Consider the following 18,284-nt stretch of genomic DNA (forward strand, 5'->3'; position numbering starts at 1 on the left):
ACTGGATCGCTCCACGCCTCGCAAGCGGGATAGCGAAATCTCGTGAAGGCAAGGTCAAGCTGCGTTCCCCGTTCTGAATCGGCGATGGGCAGCGGCTGGGAGAGATGGATACCATGCACGTTGGACGTCTGGAAGTTGGCGGGGCATGGGCGCAAGGCAGCCCGCGTGCACGCGCCTGGCCGGGCGGTGCAATGACCGCGCAGCGCCGCCTCGCAGCGATCCTGGCTTGCGACGTGGTCGGCTATTCGCGCCTGATGGAGCGCGACGAGCGCGGCACACTCGAGCGGCTCAAGACATACCGCAAGGACCTCCTCGAACCGCTGGTCTCCGAGCATCAGGGCCGGATCGTCAAGCTCACTGGCGACGGCATTCTGTGTGAGTTCGCGAGTGTCGTCAACGCGGTGACCTCGGCGATAGCGATCCAGCAGGCTTTGGCAGAACACGAGGCGGAGACGCCCGAGGAAGAGCGGATACGCTTCCGCATCGGCGTCAATCTCGGCGACGTGGTCTGCGAGGAGGACGGCGACCTCTACGGCGACGGTGTCAACATCGCCGCCCGCCTCGAAAGCATCGCCGATCCCGGCGCCGTGGTCGTCTCGGGCACCGCCTACGACCACCTTCAAGGCAAGCTCGACGGCGGCTTCACGCTGCTCGGCGACCTGCGCCTCAAGAACATCGAGCGGCCTGTGCGCGCCTATCGCGTCGAGACCGACGCCAGCGCCTCGGTGGCTGCACCGCCTCCCCTGCCCACGAAACCCTCGATCGCAGTTCTGCCTTTCACCAACATGAGCGGCGACCCCGACCAGGAATACTTCGCCGACGGGCTGGTGGAGGACATCATCACGGGATTGAGCCGGGTGAACTCGTTCTTCGTGATCGCCCGCAACTCGTCCTTCACCTACAAGGGCCGAGCGGTGGACCTGCGCCAGGTCGGGCGTGAGCTGGGCGTCCGCTACGTGCTCGAAGGTAGCATCCGCAGAGCAGGATCGCGGGTGCGCATCAGCGGGCAGCTGGTGGACGCGATCAGCGGACACCATGTCTGGGCCGACCGCTTCGAGGGCGACGTGAGCGACATCTTCGACCTGCAGGACAAGGTGACCGAGAGCGTCGTCGGCGCAGTCGAGCCGAGCATCCGGCTGGAGGAGATAAAGCAGGCGCGCATGAAGCCGACCGACTACATCAGCGCCTACGACCTCTACCTTCGCGCGCTGCCGCGCTTCTACAGCATGACGCGCGAAGGCTTTGCCGACGTGCGCCGGCTCACCAACGAGGCGCTCAGCATCGACCCAGGCTTCACCCTGGCGAAGGCACTCGGTGCCTATATCCGCAGCCTGTCCGTGAGTCAGTGCTGGCACGAGCCCGACGATTTCCGCGTCGCCGTGCGCATGGCCCGCGAGGTGCTGGCCGACGCGCGAGACGACCCGACAAGCTTGCGTTTCGCCGCGCAGGTGATCGCCTACAGCGCCAAGGATTACGAGACGGCGCTGGACACGATCGAACGGTCCCTGCTCCTCAACCCCAATTCGGCGCAGGGCTATACGGGCAGCGGCTGGGTGAACGCCCATTCCGGCCGCCCCCTCGTCGCGATCGAGCACTTCCACAGGGCAATGCGGCTGAGCCCGGTCGACCCCGAGAAGGGCATCGCGCTCTCCGGCATCGGGATGAGCTACCTGATGCTCGAACGCTACGAGGAAGCGCTGGCTTGGGGAGAACGAGCGCTGCGCGAGATGCCGAATTACGGCTCCTCGCACCGGGTGGTGATCATGGCGCTGGTCAAACTCAATCGGCTGGACGAGGCGCAGGCGGCGGCGCGGCGGCTGATGGAGGCGTTCCCGACCTACACGCTCGGCCTGCAGAGGCAGATCAACCCGTGGCGAGACAAGGTGTTCGCCGAGCGCTACGTCGAGGCGCTGGGTATTGCCGGCGTGCCGGAGTGATCGTCACGTTTGCAAAGATGCCCTCTCCTGCGCGACACGTCCGGCCAGGCGACGTCCCTTGATCCCGCGTCGCTTCTGGAAGGATAGTTCTCTGGCCGGCTTGTCCTAGGACTGAGCGCGTAGAGCAGCCGTGAACAGCCGGCGAGCTCTCTGTTGGGTTCGCGTCGAACTTCCGGTTTCCAGCCTGACGAGACCTAACGACGGTCCAGACAAATGTCGCCTTCAGGTCACGACGTTCCCTTGACCTGCCATCAGGGATGGCCCGCAAGGGGTCGGTTCTTGCCGTCCACCGGTACCAAGTGTCAGACTTTCACCATTAGATGGTGACGAGCATCTTGCCGGCATTGGCCAGCGGCGTCGTCACGCCCGACAGCATCGTGCGGATATGGGGAACGCTCTGATAGCGACCGTTGACCGAAATGCGCGGCAGCGCTTGCAGGAAGCCGGCATGTTCGGCGCGCAGCACGCCGTGGCGGGTCGTCACCGCCGAGGCATAGCCGGCGTCGCGGGCAAAGCCGACTTCGCGGCCGCCGACGGCGCTGGCATAGCCATAGGGATAAGCGAAATGGCGCGGCGCCTCGCCGAGTTCGGCCTGTAATATGCGCCTGACATCGTCAACCTCATGGCGCGCGTCGGCTTCGGAAAGCCGCTTCAGATTGCGATGATTGACCGTATGCGCGCCGATCATCACCAGCGGATGCCCCGCCATGGCACGGATCTCGTCCCAGTTCATCAACATGCCCTGGCGTGCGTCCAACTCGATACCGTTCGACCGCGCCAATTCGCGCAGCACCGCGCGCTGGTCCTCCTCGCGGACCTCCAGCGTCAGATAGTCGTGCAGGCGGGCAAAGGCCTGGAGTTTCTTGCCTGGGGTCGAGCAGTCGATCGTCACCGGACCGTTCGGCGTTGTCAGGAGCAACCGGTCCCGCGCGCTGACGATGTCCTCGACCACTTCCCACCATAGATCGGCGGCGCCGTTTATCAGCCCCGGAGCGACGTAGATGGCGACCGGCGCACCGTGCTTTTCCAGCACCGGCAGCGCCTCGGTCATGTTGTCGCGATAGGCGTCGTCGGCGGTGATCGCCGCGAACTGGCCGCCCTTGCCGCCGGCCTTGATGCGCTCGACCGCCTCGTCCAGCGTGACGAATGTATAGCCGTTCGCCTTCATGTCGGCGATCACGGCATCGAGGAACTCAGGCGCAATGTTGAGATGCCGGTTGACGCTGCCAGGCTTTTCCGGCGTGGCGGTGACCCGGTGCAGCATCAGGATGGCGCCGATGCCGCCGACAAACGGCTTGGCCAGCGGGGCAAGACCGGTATAGCGGACGACGTTGAGCGCCAGTTTCCGGATTGCCTCGCCCCCGTCGATCATTCGTTCACCTTTTGCGCCTAGGCTCATCCCAGCAGGGAATGCGCCTACGCGAGCCCCCAATCGCGGTGAATACGCCTTAAAGGATTGAGGTATGGTTGACGCCACCGCGTCATTTGATGGCAATCGGCTCGAAGCAGTGGAGGCGGCGCCGCGCGCGTTGCCGGTGGATCATGCCGGCCTGTCGGTCTCGGTCGCCGACAGCGTAGCATTTGCAGCTTATGCCGAGTTCTGCCGTTCGGCGCTGTTCGCGCCGGCGCAGAGCCCGGCCTGGATCTTGAACTGGGCCAAACATGCCGAGGCGGACAGCGTTTTGGCGACGCTGAGCGCTGAAGGCCGGCCGGTTTTTTCGTTGGCGCTGGAAGTCACCAGCAGCGGTCCATTCCGCGTCGCCCGTTTCATGGGCGGCCGCCATGCCAACGGCAATTTCGCCGCCGCCGACCCGTCTTGGCTGACCAAGACAGACGGCGCGGCAATCCGCTCTATGCTGGCGGCGGTCGCCAAGGTGCGGCCGGACATCGACCTCGTCGCACTGGAGCGGCTGCTGCCAGATCTCGAAGGCATTGCCAATCCGCTTGCCTCGCTGCCCAGTTTTCCGAGCCCGAACCTGTCGCTGGCCGTCGACTTGGCGGGAGGTTTCGATGCACTGCTCTCCCGCGCGAGCGGCAAGCGCAAGCGCAAGAAGCACCGCTCGCAGACGCGCAAGTTCGAGGCCGTCGGCAGCCACCGCCGCATCGAGGCCCGGACAGCGGACGAGGTGAACAGACTGCTCGATGCGTTTTTCGAGATGAAGGAGTTCCGCTTCCGCAAGATGGGCATCGCTAACGTCTTCGGTGAGCCGGAGGTTCGTGCTTTCTTCCGTGCGCTGTTCGTCGAAGCGCTTTGCGACGACAAGCCGTCCTTCGTGCTGCATGGGCTCGAGGTCGCCGGCAAGCTTCGCGCAGTTACCGGATCGAGCCGCACGGGAAAACGCCTGATCTGCGAATTCGGAGCGATCGCCGACGACGACCTCGCCCACACCAGCCCCGGAGACTTCCTGTTCTTCGACAACATCCAGGAGGCCTGCGAGAGGAAGCTCGATGTCTATGATTTTTCGGTCGGCGACGAACCCTACAAACGGCTGTGGTGCGATATCGAGACCCAGCATTTCGAGGTCCTGGTTCCGCTGACGTTGAAGGGCCGCGCGCTGGCGCTTATCCTGCAGCAAGGCGCGCGCCTGAAAGCCTTCATCAAGAACAGCCCGACGATCTGGAAGCTGACCAAGGTGCTTCGCCGCAAGACGGCCGGGCACGCAGCACCTGCCGCTGGCGAAGACGACAGCTGATCGCTGCCGGGATTTCGGGGACCTTCGAATTCCCGAACCGCCTTAGGCGGCGGAGCGGCGTCCGGGCACCGGCGTCCCTGGCGTCTCATGGCCGACCGGCGTCACCAGCGTCAGGTCGGGGTAGCCGCTCTCGATCAGCTCGACCGCGGCATGCGTAACCTCGTCGTCCGGCTCCAGCATCGACAGGAAGACCTCGGTGCCCTCGCCGACAAGGCGGCCGATGCCTTGCGCGTCGGTGGGTCCGCATTCGACCACGACCAGATCGTAGGCGGTGGTCAGCGACTGCATGATGATCGGCAGCCGGTCGGCGGCGCGCATTGCGCGGACCGGATCGGCGGTGCCGACGGGAATGACGTGGCAGTCCGAATAGAGATCGGGATGGATCACGTCGCTGAACTGCGCTTCCGAGGCGAGTAGATTGGTGATGCCCAGGAAAAGCCCGCTGTCCAGCATCGGCCGCGAGGCGGCGCCCGAGGCGGTGAGATCGAGCAGGAGCACACGCAGGCCGGCGTCGGAAACCTCTCGCGCCACCAGCACCGCAGAGGCGGCCGCCTCGTCGCCTTCCGGCGACACGAATATGGCGCGTGCGGCACCGCTTGAGATCAGTTTCTCCACCGCCTTGTCGATATCGACCTCGCCAAGGGTGGGGCGCGCCGGCTCGACGTCCTCGCCCGTTGCTGGGGCAGTTGCTTGCACCGCGGCAACCGCTTCCGGCTCTGCCTCCGCTTCCGCCGCCCGGTCCTCGACCTCTTCGATATCGCTTTCTTCGATGTCGGCTGGCTCCTGCCTGGCAACGGGCATCGCGACCTGCTCGATCCGCTCGAAGCGGGCGCCGGCGGCCGGCCGCATGGCGCGACCCGAAAACAGCTCTTGCAGAAGCGTCACGATCGCCATGAGCAGCAACGAGCCGACGAAGGCTGCACCGGCGATCGGCAGGATTTTTGGGAAATAGGGCTCGGACGGCGCCACCGCGCGGGAAAAGACACGCGCATCGACCGGAAGATAGTTGCTGTCCTTGCGCGAGGATGCCTCGCGGTAGCGGGTCAGGTAGGATTCGAGCAACTGGCGCTGGGCGGTCGCTTCGCGCTGCAGCGCGTCCAGTTCGACCTGCTGGTCGCCGGCGCGCGCCGATGCAGCCTTCAGCGTGTTGACGTCGGCGACAAGCTGATTTTCGCGGGCCTGGGCGGTCTGCGCCTGCGTCATCAGCCCTCTCATGATCTTTTCCGCCTCGTTGCGGATCTGGCGATCGAGATCGGCAAGCTGCGACCTCAGCGCCCGGATGCGTGGATGATTGTCGAGCAAGGAGGTGGAAAGGTCGGCGATATTGGTCTTGAGCTCGACCTGCCGCTCGCGCAGACGTTGGATGAGTTCGGAAGACAGCACCTCCGGCACCGCATCCAGCGAACCGCCATTCTGCAGCGCCCTGCGCACGCCGTCGGCAGTCGCTTCCGCCGAGGCGCGATTGGCGCGCACCCGCGACAGTTCGCTGGACAGTTCGGAAAGCTGTTGCGTGGCGAGCACCGAATTGTTGCCGCCCATCAAAAGATCGGACTGGGCGCGGTAGCTTGCTACCTTGCCCTCGGCATCCTTCACCCGCTTTGACAGGTCGGCGATCTCAGGCGCCAGCCAGTCGGTTGCAGCGGAATTCGATTCGGTCTTGGCATTGCCCTGGACGGAGATGTAGGCGTCGGCGATGGCGTTCGGAATTTCGGCGGCAAGCCTGGGGTTTTCCGAGGAGAATTCGATGACGATAACGCGCGATTTTTCAACACGATAGACGTTGAGCTTCTCGCGCATGGTCTTCAGCACGCGTTCTTCCGGCGGAATCTCGTTGGGGTCGCTTTTCAGGCCGGCGATGACGAGCAGACGACTCAACACCGGCATGTCAGCCGCCTCGTCGAACTCGGGAAGCCGCGATAAATTGAGCTTCTGCGCCACCTGCTTGAGGATGTCGGTCGAGGAAATGACCTCGACCTGACTGGTCACGCCTTCCTCATCGAGAATCGGCCTGTCGTCGTTGTTGGTGCCGTCGGGGCGCGTGTAGACGGATTCGCGCGTTTCGATCAAAAGCCGTGTTTCGGCCATGTAATGCGGCGTGGCGAGCCAGGCGAGCGCGAGCGCCAGGCCGGTTACTACAAGCGCCACGACAAGAATGCGCAGCCAGTTCCTCGCCAGGCTTGCGAAGAGCTGCCTGAGATCGACGTCGACATCTGCGGCCGCGGATTGAACGGACATGCATCCTGCTCCGGTACTTAAAGCGCGTCGCGTTTGAACAGGTTCAGGTGACGCGCTTTAAGCTCTTGTTTTCATGCATGTCGTTGTCCCAAAACCGCTGCGCACTTTTGGGCGACATGCATTGGTCAGGATGCACGGTAAACAACTATGGTAACTCAGCCGTTAATATCGCGGTAAGCATCTGTTAGGTTTTACTCGCAAGCGGCAATAAAAGCATCGAAACCGGTCGTCTTTTGTCGGATGCCGCCGCTTCCGCTGCACGCCTTTACCGGCCATTAACCCTAACGGGATGATAACGGACCTCGACTCCCAAAGTTTGCCGCGGTGTAACAGCGGCCCTTCGAAGGTACGTGTCCGGTCATGAAAAGCACTGCTTCCCTCTTCCGCGCGCTGCTCGCCGTGTCGTTGCTCGCCGGCTGCTCCAGCTACCGGCCGGCGCCGGCCGCCTTTCATAAAATGCTCGATCAGCCCTATCGCCTCGGTGCCGGCGACCGGGTCCGCGTCACCGTGTTCGAGCAGGAAGGGTTGACCAACGTCTACAGCGTCGACCAATCCGGCTACCTGTCCATCCCGCTCGTCGGCGCCGTGCCGGCGCGCGGCCACACCGCACAGCAGCTCGAAGGCGAGATCGCCGACAAATTGCGCCAGGGTTACCTGCGCGATCCCGACGTTTCGGTCGAGATAGACCGCTACCGGCCGATCTTCATCATGGGCGAAGTCGGTGCCGCGGGCCAATACTCCTATGTTCCCGGCCTGACCGTGCAAAAGGCGATCGCTATCGCCGGTGGTTTCAGCCCGCGCGCCAACCAGGAAAGCGTCGACATCACCCGCGACATCAACGGCAAGGTCATGACCGGTCGCGTGGCCACCTCCGACCCGCTTCTGCCCGGTGACACGGTCTATGTTCGCGAACGCCTGTTCTAGACCACGTGGCGGACACACTCAGGATCGTCCACTGCTTTCGCTCACCTGTCGGAGGGATTTTTCGTCATGTGCGCGACCTGACCGAGGCGCAGGTCGCCGCCGGGCATTTGGTCGGCATCGTCTGCGATTCGACGACGGGCGGCGATTTCGAGGAACACCTGTTCGAACAAATGAAAGGTAGAATGGCGCTCGGCATCCATCGCACGCCGATGCAGCGGCATGTCGGGCCGGGCGACCTCGCCTCGGCCTGGCGCACCTTTGGGATTATCAAGGAATTGCGGCCGGACGTGCTCCACGGGCACGGCGCCAAGGGTGGCGCCTATGCCCGCCTGTTCGGCTCATTGTTGCGGGTATCAAGGTCTCGCGTAGCCCGCGTTTATTCGCCCCACGGCGGCTCTCTTCACTATGACGAGACGACTGTCGCGGGGAAGCTGTTCTTCGCGCTCGAACGGTTCATGGCGCGCTTCACCGACTATCTTCTGTTTGTCTCCGACTATGAAAGACAGACTTATCGCAGGAAGGTCGGCGAGCCGCCCACACCGAACAACCTTGTCCACAACGGCTTGCGCGCCGCCGAGTTCGAGCCGGTGCGGACCGAGCCGAATGCGGCCGATGTCCTCTATATCGGCATGATGCGCGACCTCAAGGGACCGGACATCTTCATCGATGCGCTGGTTCTTGCCGGAACGCGGCTTGGCCGCCCGTTGAAAGCGGTGATGGTCGGCGACGGCGACGACCTGCCGCGCTACCATGCGCAAGTGAAGCGGCTCGGGCTCGAAGGCCATGTGCGCTTCCTGCCGCCGATGCCGGCGCGCAAAGCCTTCGCGCTGGCCGAACTGGTTGTCGTTCCCTCGCGCGCGGAAGCCATGCCCTATATCGTGCTGGAGACGCTCGCCGCCGGCAAATCGATGATCGCCACCGCCGTCGGCGGCATCCCGGAAATCCTTGGCGCCGGTTCCCCTGCCCTGATCCGGCCCGACCCGCGCGAGCTCGGCGACAAGATGAGCGCGGCGCTGGCCGACCCCAAAGCCTATGGCGCTTTGATGCCCGACACCGCCGACCTCAAGGCGCGATTCGGCGCCGACGTGATGGCCGCCGCGATCGAGACGGCCTATTTCGCCGCGCTCAAGCGTTAGCTCCAAAAAGGCGCTAGCCCTAAAGCTTCTCCAAAGCCACCTGTTGTTTCAAGGGTTTCTTAGCTCTCTTTTGCTATTCACCTGAGGGAAGCTTTGCGGATGCACCCATGAACGAGATCGATCCCGCTCGCCGCTTTTCGATAGACGCGGTGCGCAAATTCGACGGCCCGGCGAATGGCGATAGCCTTGGCGGGATGAACGACGTCGCCCGTCAGGTCGCGTCGCAATACAGGCGCGATACCATGTCGCCGATCATGGTCAGCGGCGTCTTGCGACTGGTCGAATTCGCGCTGCTGTTCCTGTCGGGTCTCTGCGTCTATTTCTACTATGTCGGCTTCTTCAGCCATCTCGCCTGGCAATATCCGCTGACGATCGCCGCCGCCTCGTTCCTTGCCGTGGTGCTGCTCGACGTCACCGACTGCTACCAGATCGTCTCGCTGATGCGCCCGATCGCCAATTTCGGCCGTCTCCTGCTGGTCTGGGCGGGGACATTCGCCTTGATGGCGCTCACGGCATTCGTCATGAAAACGTCGGAAGACTATTCGCGCCTGTTTTTCGGCACCTGGTTCGTCGTCGGCTTCTTGCTGATCTTCGGGCTCAGGCTGCTGATGTCGAAGCTTATCCGGCGCTGGGCGCGGGACGGGCGCATGGAGCGCCGCGCCGTCATCGTCGGCGGCGGCACGGCGGCGGAAGTCCTGATCCGCTCCGTCGAAAGGCAGCCCTACAACGACATCCGCATCTGCGGCATCTTCGACGACCGCGGCGACAAGCGCTCGCCACCCATCGTCGCCGGCTACCCAAAGCTCGGCACCGTTTCCGAGCTCATCGAGTTCGCCCGCATCGCCCGCATCGACATGCTGATCGTGTCGCTGCCGCTGACCGCCGAATCGCGCGTCCTGCAGCTTTTGAAGAAGCTGTGGGTGCTGCCGGTCGATATCCGGCTCTCGGCGCATTCGAACGCGCTGCAGTTCCGGCCGCGCGCCTATTCCTACATCGGCTCCGTGCCGATGCTCGATATCTTCGACAAGCCGATCAACGACTGGGATTCGGTCGCCAAGCGCGCCTTCGACATCGTCTTCTCGCTCATCGGCATCATCGTGTTCTCGCCGGTCATGCTGGTGACCGCGATCGCCATTAAGCTCGACAGCAAGGGGCCGGTGCTGTTCCACCAGAAGCGGCATGGCTTCAACAACGAGATCGTCGAGGTCTACAAGTTCCGTTCGATGTACACGGACAAGGCGGACCCGACGGCCAAACAGACGGTGACCAAGAACGACCCGCGCGTCACCCGCGTCGGCCGTTTCATCCGCAAGACCTCGATCGACGAGCTGCCGCAGTTCTTCAATTCGCTTTTCGGTTCGCTGTCACTGGTCGGGCCGCGCCCGCACGCCATTGCCGCCCAGTCGCACAACCTTCTCTACAATGAGGTGGTCGACGGCTATTTCGCACGCCACAAGGTCAAGCCCGGCGTCACCGGCTGGGCGCAGATCAATGGCTGGCGCGGCGAGATGGACACCAATGAGAAGATCCGCATGCGGACGGAGTACGACCTCTATTATATCGAGAACTGGTCGCTGCTGTTCGACCTGAGGATCCTGTTCCTGACACCGATCCGGCTGCTCAACACGGAAAATGCTTATTGAGCACCGTCACGAATGAACTGCGGCCGGCCTCAGTTAATGCCAAGCTGATCGCGCTGATTGCATCGGGCGCGGTTTTCCTAGGCGTCTTCCTGTCCGGGTTCGTCATTGCCGAGCCTGCCCCATACGACCTCTATATGGCCGGGCTGATCGTGGTGTGGGCCTTGTTCGGCCTGCGCATATCGCGCGCGGCAGCGCCGCTGCTGGTGCTGCTGGTGATCATGAACATTGGCGGCATGATCTCGATGACCCAGATGTCGGATATTACCGGCGTGCCGCTCTATCTCTCAGTGTCGCTGTTCCTCGCCTTCACGGCAGTGTTCGTCGCCTCGGTGACATCGGTCCAGTCCAGTCTCTACCGGTCGATCTTCCTGGCCTATGTGATATCGGCGGTGCTGACCTCGCTGCTCGGCATAGCAGGCTATTTCCATGCCTTCCCAGGGGCGGAGATATTCACCAAATACGACCGCGCCACCGGCGCCTTCCAGGATCCGAACGTGTTCGGGCCGTTCCTGGTGCTTCCCGGCATCTATCTGCTCTATCTCATGCTGACGGGTCCCGTCTCACGCATGCCCTTGCTGGCAGTGCCGCTGCTGATTATCACGGCCGGCATTTTCTTCTCCTTCTCGCGTGGCGCCTGGGGCATGTTCGGCGTTTCGGCGATCCTGCTCACCGGCGCTCTGTTCCTGCAGAGCGCCAGCGGCAAGTTCCGGCTGCGCGTCGTCGTCATGACCATCGCCGCCATCTCGCTGCTGGTGATGGCGATGCTCGTCATCCTGCAGCTGCCGGGCGTTTCGGAAATGTTTTCCAGCCGCGCCCAACTGGAGCAGAGCTACGACACCGCCCGCCTCGGCCGTTTCGCCCGCTACACGATCGGTTTCCAGATGGCGCTGGAGCATCCGCTCGGCATCGGCCCGCTCGTCTTCGGCACGATTTTCGGCGAGGACACGCACGACATCTGGCTGAAGATGCTGATGGACTATGGCTGGCTGGGCTTCGTATCGTTTCTGGCGCTGACCTGCTGGACGATAGCGGCCGGCTTCCGCATTCTCCTGCGCGACAGGCCGTGGCAGCCCTATCTTCTGTGTGCCTATGTCGCCTTCATCGGCAATATCGGGCTGGGCACCTTCATCGACATCGACCACTGGCGCCATGTCTATCTGCTGCTCGGCCTGATCTGGGGTGCCATCGCGCTCGAATACCGCCACCAGCGGCAGTTGCGGCCGGTGGAGCTGCCTGTGCCAGCGGCTGGGGCATGATCGATTTCTGGGGACAAGTCTAAATTTTGAAATGGTCGGAGTGGCCGGATTCGAACCGACGACCCGAACCTCCAAATCGAGGTCGGGAACCTGACCTTCAGCGCAAGAGCATTCGGGAGTGCGCTCGCGTAAGGTAATTCACCACATTTGGCGGCACCCGCAGATGCTTTTTCGTGTTATGATGGGCTTACAACGCGCGTAATCTCGACCTCGGCAATATGGCAGAGGTCGAAAGCTATTGCCTTGGCACAGGAAGCTTTCGCCCCAGCACTTGATCGCCTCCGAAACGCTGGGTGTGCTGCTTTCCCTGACTGACCCCGGGGCGAGGAGGTTGTCCATGTCCACGAGTAGTGTTGACCGCCCGCTGCAGCCGGGCGACCGGGCACCGAATGTTGTGCTCAATGCGATCTCACGCGAAGGCAAGATCGCGCTCGATGATTTTCGAGGCCGTAGCCCGTTGTTGATCGGTTTGTTCCGAGGCCTGCACTGTCCGTTCTGCCGGCGCCATGTCGCGGCGATGGCGCAACTCAAGCCGGCCCTGCGTGAGAAAGGCGTCGAATGCCTGGCTGTGGTCAATACGCCGGTCGAGCGGGCGCGGCTCTATTTCCGTTACCACCCGGCACCCGATCTTCTCGCCGCATCCGACCCGGAGCGAGCCTCGCACCGTGCTTTCGGCTTGCGCGAGGTCGGGATGGACACGGTTATGGCGATACCGTTCCATCTCCCGGGCGAGTTGCCCGAGCCTATGAACGTCATGGCAATGAATGAATTTCTTAACAAGAAGGAAGGATATGAGATTACGGAAGTCGATCAGCAGGCGATGGCTTCCAGCCAGGCGCAGCTTGTCGGTCAGTTCCTAATCGACCGGGCGGGCATCGTACGCTGGAACTTCACTGAAGTTCTGGAGGATGGCCTCAACACCTTCAGAGCGCTGAATCCCGAGGAATTGATGTCGGCAGCTTCCCAAGTTGCACATTAATAGGCTCGGCTGCTGAAAACTCGCTCGACGGCCACCGTCCTGTGGTGATTCTTTGGATTTAACAATCATCGAAATGCTCAGCGCAGGAGGCTAAGGTCTGCCCGTGGGCTTCGTAGCGATTTCGATTCAACGGTCTGCGGACCGCCCCGACGCTAGAGTGAGCAAGCCGCATAGGCGGGGCGACGTCCGCTCCTTGCCGCAATCACGTCGTTCCGACAGGCGCGCATACGGCAAGTTTCCACCCTAAGCGGTAGTTTAGCATCAGGGGGGCGGTCGAAAGTTGCCAAGCCCGCCGCCCGGCGGGCCCGCGCGGGCCCCATGCGGAGAATTTTTTCTTGCCGGCGAAAAATCGGTCGAGGAGTTTTTCCCTACTGCCCATGGAAAAATCGAAGCGCATAGGCGGCCGGCGCAGACCGGACGCACGAACAACGCGGCGACCGTGGCCGAGGGCGCAACGAAGCCGGAAAGCGCGCTGGCATTCGTCCTGCGAACCTTGCCGACGCAAGTCATTGCGCATTGGATTCCGGCGTCGCGGCAGGTGCTCGATGATGTGCCGCAGCTTCGCGACATAATCGACGGCTTCGCTATGGCCTAGCGCTCGCTGAAGAAGCGCAGTTGCTCAACGGCGACGGCACCGGCAGCAACCTCAACGGCCTTGTCACGAACGCCACGGCCTTCGCGGCGCCGTTCACCATCGCCGATCCGACGATGCTCGACACGATCGGCCTCGCGATCCTGCAGAACGCGCTGGCCGACTTCCCGGCGGACGGCATCGTCATGCATCCGTCGGACTGGATGCGACTCCGGCTTTTGAAGGATGGTGATGGCCGGTACATCTTGGGCGATCCACAAGCTGTTGTGCAGCCCGCTCTGTTCGGCTTGCCTGTCGTGCCGACGCAAGCGATGGCCGTCGATAAGTTCTTGGTCGGCAGCTACCAGCAGGCAGGCACCTTGTACGATCGCTGGGCCGCGCGCGTTGAGGTCAGCACCGAGCATGCTGATTTCTTTGTGCGCAACCTAGTCGCCATCTTGGCCGAGGAGCGGATCGGTCTTGCCGTCAAGCAGCCGACAGCGCTGACCTATGGCGACTTCGGCAACGTGGCCTGACGACGATATCGGCGCGCGCAATCTGTAGATGATCCCGTCAGCTATCATCGAGCCGTAGGTATCTAATGCTTGATGCCTCAGTCGACTGGTGCGAGTGATAGCGAGCGATGGTCCCAAAACCAAGTCGAATGCGATTAACGCCCGAGCTGGTCGCGAGAGTCCTCAGTGTGGACGAATCTCTGCCGCCGCCCTTTACTGCGCCGTCCGACGCAGACCATGATGACACTGTCCGGGCTATACTTGCCGCCGCACCGTCGGCTGATGAGGTCTGGATCTTTGCCTATGGATCACTGATGTGGAACCCGGCCTGTGATTTCGTGGAGCAGCGGGTAGGCTTTGTGCCCGGGTGGCACCGCTCCTTCTGCCTCGGTTGGGACCGGTGGTTTCGAGGATCAGACAGGCGACCCGCACTCATGTTGTCGCTCGACCGTGGCGGGCGGTGCAAGGGCGCGGTCTATCGCCTGCCACCGAATGCTATCGAGGCCAATCTCGGCAGGCTCTTTCGTCGTGAGATACGAGCCAAGCCGTCCGCTCATTCGCCGCGTTGGGTGAATGTTCGCACCGATAAAGGAGCGCTCCACGCGATCACCTTTGTGATTAACCGGAGCAGCGAGCGCTATGTCCGCGGGCTGTCGCTGGAACAGATCGCCGATGCGCTCGCGGTCGCGTGCGGTCCGTGGGGTTCCATGGCCGACTATCTCCACAGCACTGTAAGTCACCTTGAAGATTTGGGGATTCATGACAAGCAGCTGTGGCGTTTGCAGGAGTTGGTAGCCAAACGCATTGAAGCGACAGCCGCCGCGAATCCTCCGCGTCCTCAGTGAACAGGAGTCAGACCGTGACCCACCCCAGGCGGTAGTTTCGCCTCCCCGCTGGTTCAGGGGGCGGGGTGCAAACTTCCCAAGGCCGCGCGGCGCCGGGCCGGTGCGGGCGGCATGCGGAGAATTTTTTTTCTGTCCTATAAAAAACGAGGCTGGGCTTCCGGGCATTTTAGGGACTCCATAGATGGAAAAATGAGCGCACAGCCGATCAAACGCGGGCGCCCGCCGCATGAGCCGACTCGAGCAAGGCGGTTGGCAGTCGAGGTGCTCGCCGGTTCCGCCGTCCCGATCGCACAGATCTGCAATGCGCTCGATATCCCGCGATCGACGCTCTATCGGCACTATCGGCCTGAACTTCGCCGAGGCGCCGCGCGCGTCGAGGCCGAACTGATCCGCAATCTGCTGCGCATTGCCGGCGGCAATGACGGCGCAGCGTTGAAAGCGATCATGTTCAGCCTGCAAAGCCGATTTGGCTGGTCGCAATATGCGCCGCCGCCGAGCGCGCCGGATGCCGCCGGCAAATGACGAAAGGACAGCGCGCCCATGGTCGCCGCCATGGCCGATCCCGAATGCAATTGCTCCCTAAACAAGAGCAAGACGTGAATGGGAAGTTCACCGTTTCGCTCACGAACGAAACGGCAATCGAGAGCGCCAGCCGCCGAGCGCTACAGCCAAAAAGGGGAAGTCGGCAGCCCATCTTTCAATGGGCATTGCCTGAACCCGCCGACCCTGCGGGATTGCCAATGGCCCCCGCGATTCGGAGCTTTGCCCAAGGAGGCCGTCCCGTCTAGCAACGGGCGCGTGTATCCGCGCCGCCCAGGCGGCCATTACCGCCGCCGCAGCGCGCGGCCGGCTATTTCCAGAACTCGCGCACCTGTTCGGCGGTGATGCTGGCGAGCAAGTTCCTTCCGCCGACGACCACGGCATGGCTGAAACGAAACTGATCGCGGATCGGCTCGTGGTCCGGATTGAGCGCATCCATGGTGTCGACAAAATCCAGCGTCGCCCTCGTCACATGCGCCCACAGATCGCCTATGAAAAGGCGGAAGCGATCCGGGTGCGGAACCGGCCCGATGAGCTTCTGGCCAACGTCCGTCATTTGCCACGCAAGGCCGCCGGTGCTGGGATGGCTCCCTGCATTCGAATAGAACCCGAAACTCTGCTTGAGGTCGAACTTCGCTGGTCCGCGCAGCTTCTCAAGCTCCCGACCGACTAAGCCGAAGTTGAATTTGTCGTGGCGCTCCTTGCCCACGCAATCGAGCCACGGTTGCGCGCGAGAAGGCTGATAGCGGAAATATTCGATCAGCTGGTGGCATTCCACTAGATCGCGAACCTGATGGCCCGCCGCCGACCAGAAGCCGGCCAAGGCCAATTGGCCAGCGGCACCGCAGTCGTTGATCATGCGAACGGCAAGTTCGATGACGACGAAAGTGGCGCGCTCGTCATTCCAGCTTCCTCCGCGAACAACATCCTCGATCAACCTGACGCATCCGAATGTGCCGGCACGGTAGGCGTCGCCAAGATTGCCATTCTGGATCAATGGCCGGTGCTGCGCCTCGACCCCGCTTACATTGAAAAGCATGTGCCCTTGCCCTTGCCGGCAGCGAATCGCTGCCGGGCACATTGTACGCCGCCGATCGTCGGCCCGTTCACGGCGCGACTCAGGCCGCGCAATTCGGGCCGGCAATTGTCGCGGGGAACGGAATCTGCGGCCGGCATGGCCCCAGACTGGCACGGCCCCCAGAAAAGGAAAAGGCCCCAGAAAGGCCCCAATTTTACTTTTCGCGCCGTCGCTAGTTTCCCCGGATTTCAAATAAGCCTTAGTCTTCAAAGGCTTATTTGGTCGGAGTGGCCGGATTCGAACCGACGACCCCTTGACCCCCAGTCAAGTGCGCTACCGGGCTGCGCTACACTCCGGACCGGTCGCGATGTATCGTGATAACCCGGTTCGGGTCAACCGAATTCGGCGGCCGTCACGCCGATGCCCGGCGCGATGGATTTGAAGTTCCTGCTCTGTTGCATGTCGTCAGCACTCAGGAACTTCAAATCCAGAATCACGCTCGTTTGCTCGTATGGTTTGATGCTCTGGCGTCGCTGCTATGAGGCGGGTCGACTTTCCGCGGATTGTGTCAGCCCGGCTGTATTGATCAGCGCGTTTTCCGGAAGCCTAAGCGCAGAGGCTATTCGTCGAAGCTTCGATGGATCGGCATTCTTGCCGTTCTCGATGTCCGCGATCTCATCGACCGCCAGGCCGCACGTCAGAGACAGCTCTTCCATGCTGTATCCCCTGGTTTCCCGGATGGTTCTGAGGGCGCTGTGATCAGGCGTAGCTTCGATTGCCGCCAGTTCGGAGAAGGGTTCTTTTTTTGCTATTTGGGACATTGGCAACTCCGTGGTCTGAAAGAGTTTGATCAAATAATGATGTTGCCTGGGACGGCCGCGACAATGCCCGGTCATTAACGATTTGCCAAGCACCAAAGGAACCGTCACGGCATCGTGATGCCGGACCGGCGCGGCCCTGGCATCAGTCTCAGCGGCGCCGGCGCGGGGCGCCATCCCGATCAGGTTCTTCGACTGGCCGATCGTCGAATTCTTCGACTAAGCCGCTCGCTCGTTAGGTGACTGTCGCCGGCACGTCAGTCGTTTTGGAAGGATCGAAACAGCGGCGGGAGCTTGACCCAAGCGCAGAACGCGTCAGCAGCTGCCATTTTTTTGAACTGACGCGTGAACCTTTCCTCTCCGAGCCGCACCAAGACGGTATGGACGCCAAGAAAGGCGGTCCCCAACCGGAAGGACGCCAGGACGGCGATCCTCGATCCAAGAGAAGGAAATGCTCAAATGACCAATATCTCGAACTTCAAGCGCCTGTCGCTCGCCGCTGCCATCGTCGTCTCGGCCTTCAGCTCGATTTCCGTTCCGAGCTCGGCCTTCGCCGACGGCACGCATCCGAGCGGCGGCGGCGCGGTTTGTAAGGGCGCGGGTCATTGCCTGGTGCTGCAGCTCGACTGCAAGGGCACATACACGGATGCCACCGATTCCAACGGCACTGTCTACGGCAAATGCAGCCAGACCGCCCAGGTCAGCCCGAACAACAGGCTCAAGCTCGCCCGCTGATCCACCTCGACGAAAGTGGCGGGTGTCCGCGGGATGGCCGCCACTTTCTTTTGCCTCAACGTGCCGATCTCGACGTCGCTCGCGACGTTTTCTGCTGTCGGCTGAGGAGCAGGCTGGCAACGAGGCCGACCACAACCAGCCCGACAGCGGCCGCTGTCGCCGGGTGCTCGCGGGCTGTCTTTTCTATCACCCTGCTTTGCCTCCTGATCACAGGCAGCGCCTCGCTGAAGCGCTCGGCAAGATCCGAATAATAGTCCGACGCTGTGTCACGCCCGTCCTCGTAGTAGGCGCCGCCCCGCCTGGACACGGCTTTCCTCAGCGCCGCCAGTTCCCTGGAGAGGGCCGCGACCTGCTTTTCAAGGTCGATGTCGGAGAGGGTCGAAAATGATACCATGATATGCTTCCTTCCTTTCCGGGAGGAACGCATGATTCCGGAAGC

15 protein-coding genes, 1 tRNA gene and 1 pseudogene are annotated in these 18,284 nt (G+C 62.5%); 11 read left to right on the top strand and 6 right to left on the bottom strand.

Features of this window, described 5'->3' with window-relative positions; all coding sequences use genetic code 11:
• The first annotated feature begins 191 nt into the window (after positions 1-191).
• A complete protein-coding gene (locus EN885_RS15750; protein WP_095485844.1) occupies positions 192-1,937 on the top strand; it encodes an adenylate/guanylate cyclase domain-containing protein in 1,746 nt (581 codons plus the stop codon).
• Positions 1,938-2,253: 316 nt separating this feature from the next.
• On the opposite strand, the gene EN885_RS15755 is transcribed toward EN885_RS15750, so the two are convergent.
• Entirely contained in the window at positions 2,254-3,309 is a 1,056-nt protein-coding gene (locus EN885_RS15755) for a polysaccharide deacetylase family protein (protein ID WP_128242144.1), read from the bottom strand.
• Between the two features lie 91 nt (positions 3,310-3,400).
• Between EN885_RS15755 and EN885_RS15760 the strand changes: the two genes are divergently transcribed.
• Entirely contained in the window at positions 3,401-4,630 is a 1,230-nt protein-coding gene (locus EN885_RS15760; protein WP_128242145.1) for a GNAT family N-acetyltransferase, read from the top strand.
• A 42-nt stretch (positions 4,631-4,672) separates the two neighbouring features.
• On the opposite strand, the gene EN885_RS15765 is transcribed toward EN885_RS15760, so the two are convergent.
• Entirely contained in the window at positions 4,673-6,865 is a 2,193-nt protein-coding gene (locus EN885_RS15765; protein ID WP_128242146.1) for an exopolysaccharide transport family protein, read from the bottom strand.
• A 360-nt stretch (positions 6,866-7,225) separates the two neighbouring features.
• On the opposite strand from EN885_RS15765, the gene EN885_RS15770 reads away from it, so the two are divergent.
• The 8 genes and pseudogenes from EN885_RS15770 to EN885_RS15805 all read left to right on the top strand — a co-directional run bounded on the left by EN885_RS15770 (position 7,226) and on the right by EN885_RS15805 (position 15,256).
• Positions 7,226-7,789, top strand: a complete 564-nt coding sequence (locus EN885_RS15770) for a polysaccharide biosynthesis/export family protein (RefSeq protein ID WP_029353441.1) — start codon at positions 7,226-7,228, stop codon at positions 7,787-7,789.
• 5 nt (positions 7,790-7,794) lie between these two features.
• Positions 7,795-8,925, top strand: a complete 1,131-nt coding sequence (locus EN885_RS15775; protein ID WP_128242147.1) for a glycosyltransferase family 4 protein — start codon at positions 7,795-7,797, stop codon at positions 8,923-8,925.
• 107 nt (positions 8,926-9,032) lie between these two features.
• Positions 9,033-10,568, top strand: a complete 1,536-nt coding sequence (locus EN885_RS15780; protein ID WP_127206659.1) for an undecaprenyl-phosphate glucose phosphotransferase — start codon at positions 9,033-9,035, stop codon at positions 10,566-10,568.
• On the top strand, positions 10,565-11,824 hold the full coding sequence (locus tag EN885_RS15785; protein ID WP_128242148.1) for an O-antigen ligase family protein: 1,260 nt from the start codon (positions 10,565-10,567) through the stop codon (positions 11,822-11,824). Before EN885_RS15780 ends, EN885_RS15785 begins: the two co-directional genes overlap by 4 nt.
• A gap of 337 nt (positions 11,825-12,161) precedes the next feature.
• Positions 12,162-12,803 (top strand): peroxiredoxin-like family protein, encoded by a 642-nt coding sequence (locus EN885_RS15790; RefSeq protein ID WP_091590900.1) that lies wholly within the window; start codon positions 12,162-12,164, stop codon positions 12,801-12,803.
• A gap of 439 nt (positions 12,804-13,242) precedes the next feature.
• Positions 13,243-13,910: pseudogene (locus EN885_RS15795) on the top strand (phage major capsid protein).
• Positions 13,911-14,038: 128 nt separating this feature from the next.
• A complete protein-coding gene (locus EN885_RS15800; RefSeq protein ID WP_281032971.1) occupies positions 14,039-14,734 on the top strand; it encodes a gamma-glutamylcyclotransferase in 696 nt (231 codons plus the stop codon).
• 189 nt (positions 14,735-14,923) lie between these two features.
• Complete coding sequence (locus EN885_RS15805; RefSeq protein WP_128242149.1) at positions 14,924-15,256, top strand: RNA polymerase subunit sigma-70; 333 nt, start codon at positions 14,924-14,926, stop codon at positions 15,254-15,256.
• Positions 15,257-15,584: 328 nt separating this feature from the next.
• Here the strand turns inward: EN885_RS15805 and EN885_RS15810 are convergent, their stop codons facing one another.
• The 3 genes from EN885_RS15810 to EN885_RS34255 form a co-directional block, all read right to left on the bottom strand.
• Positions 15,585-16,313 (bottom strand): hypothetical protein, encoded by a 729-nt coding sequence (locus EN885_RS15810; protein ID WP_128242150.1) that lies wholly within the window; start codon positions 16,311-16,313, stop codon positions 15,585-15,587.
• A 258-nt stretch (positions 16,314-16,571) separates the two neighbouring features.
• Positions 16,572-16,648: transfer RNA gene (locus EN885_RS15815), tRNA-Pro, on the bottom strand.
• 180 nt (positions 16,649-16,828) lie between these two features.
• Positions 16,829-17,287 (bottom strand): helix-turn-helix transcriptional regulator, encoded by a 459-nt coding sequence (locus EN885_RS34255; RefSeq protein WP_245493085.1) that lies wholly within the window; start codon positions 17,285-17,287, stop codon positions 16,829-16,831.
• A 282-nt stretch (positions 17,288-17,569) separates the two neighbouring features.
• Between EN885_RS34255 and EN885_RS15825 the strand changes: the two genes are divergently transcribed.
• On the top strand, positions 17,570-17,845 hold the full coding sequence (locus tag EN885_RS15825; RefSeq protein WP_095485786.1) for a hypothetical protein: 276 nt from the start codon (positions 17,570-17,572) through the stop codon (positions 17,843-17,845).
• Positions 17,846-17,900: 55 nt separating this feature from the next.
• Here EN885_RS15825 and EN885_RS15830 read toward each other — a convergent pair whose 3' ends face one another.
• On the bottom strand, positions 17,901-18,239 hold the full coding sequence (locus tag EN885_RS15830) for a hypothetical protein (RefSeq protein WP_095485785.1): 339 nt from the start codon (positions 18,237-18,239) through the stop codon (positions 17,901-17,903).
• Positions 18,240-18,284 lie beyond the last annotated feature (45 nt).

The sequence above is a fragment of the Mesorhizobium sp. M6A.T.Cr.TU.014.01.1.1 genome (assembly GCF_004022765.1).
Taxonomy (GTDB): domain Bacteria; phylum Pseudomonadota; class Alphaproteobacteria; order Rhizobiales; family Rhizobiaceae; genus Mesorhizobium; species Mesorhizobium mediterraneum.

Bases quoted from the DNA above. Each gene is read 5' to 3' on its own strand.
- EN885_RS15750 (WP_095485844.1), top strand. From the start codon at position 192: ATGACCGCGCAGCGCCGCCTCGCAGCGATCCTGGCTTGCGACGTGGTC.
- EN885_RS15755 (WP_128242144.1), bottom strand. From the start codon at position 3,309: ATGATCGACGGGGGCGAGGCAATCCGGAAACTGGCGCTCAACGTCGTC.
- EN885_RS15760 (WP_128242145.1), top strand. From the start codon at position 3,401: ATGGTTGACGCCACCGCGTCATTTGATGGCAATCGGCTCGAAGCAGTG.
- EN885_RS15765 (WP_128242146.1), bottom strand. From the start codon at position 6,865: ATGTCCGTTCAATCCGCGGCCGCAGATGTCGACGTCGATCTCAGGCAG.
- EN885_RS15770 (WP_029353441.1), top strand. From the start codon at position 7,226: ATGAAAAGCACTGCTTCCCTCTTCCGCGCGCTGCTCGCCGTGTCGTTG.
- EN885_RS15780 (WP_127206659.1), top strand. From the start codon at position 9,033: ATGAACGAGATCGATCCCGCTCGCCGCTTTTCGATAGACGCGGTGCGC.
- EN885_RS15790 (WP_091590900.1), top strand. From the start codon at position 12,162: ATGTCCACGAGTAGTGTTGACCGCCCGCTGCAGCCGGGCGACCGGGCA.
- EN885_RS15800 (WP_281032971.1), top strand. From the start codon at position 14,039: ATGCGATTAACGCCCGAGCTGGTCGCGAGAGTCCTCAGTGTGGACGAA.
- EN885_RS15805 (WP_128242149.1), top strand. From the start codon at position 14,924: ATGAGCGCACAGCCGATCAAACGCGGGCGCCCGCCGCATGAGCCGACT.
- EN885_RS15810 (WP_128242150.1), bottom strand. From the start codon at position 16,313: ATGCTTTTCAATGTAAGCGGGGTCGAGGCGCAGCACCGGCCATTGATC.
- EN885_RS34255 (WP_245493085.1), bottom strand. From the start codon at position 17,287: ATGGCGCCCCGCGCCGGCGCCGCTGAGACTGATGCCAGGGCCGCGCCG.
- EN885_RS15825 (WP_095485786.1), top strand. From the start codon at position 17,570: ATGACCAATATCTCGAACTTCAAGCGCCTGTCGCTCGCCGCTGCCATC.
- EN885_RS15830 (WP_095485785.1), bottom strand. From the start codon at position 18,239: ATGGTATCATTTTCGACCCTCTCCGACATCGACCTTGAAAAGCAGGTC.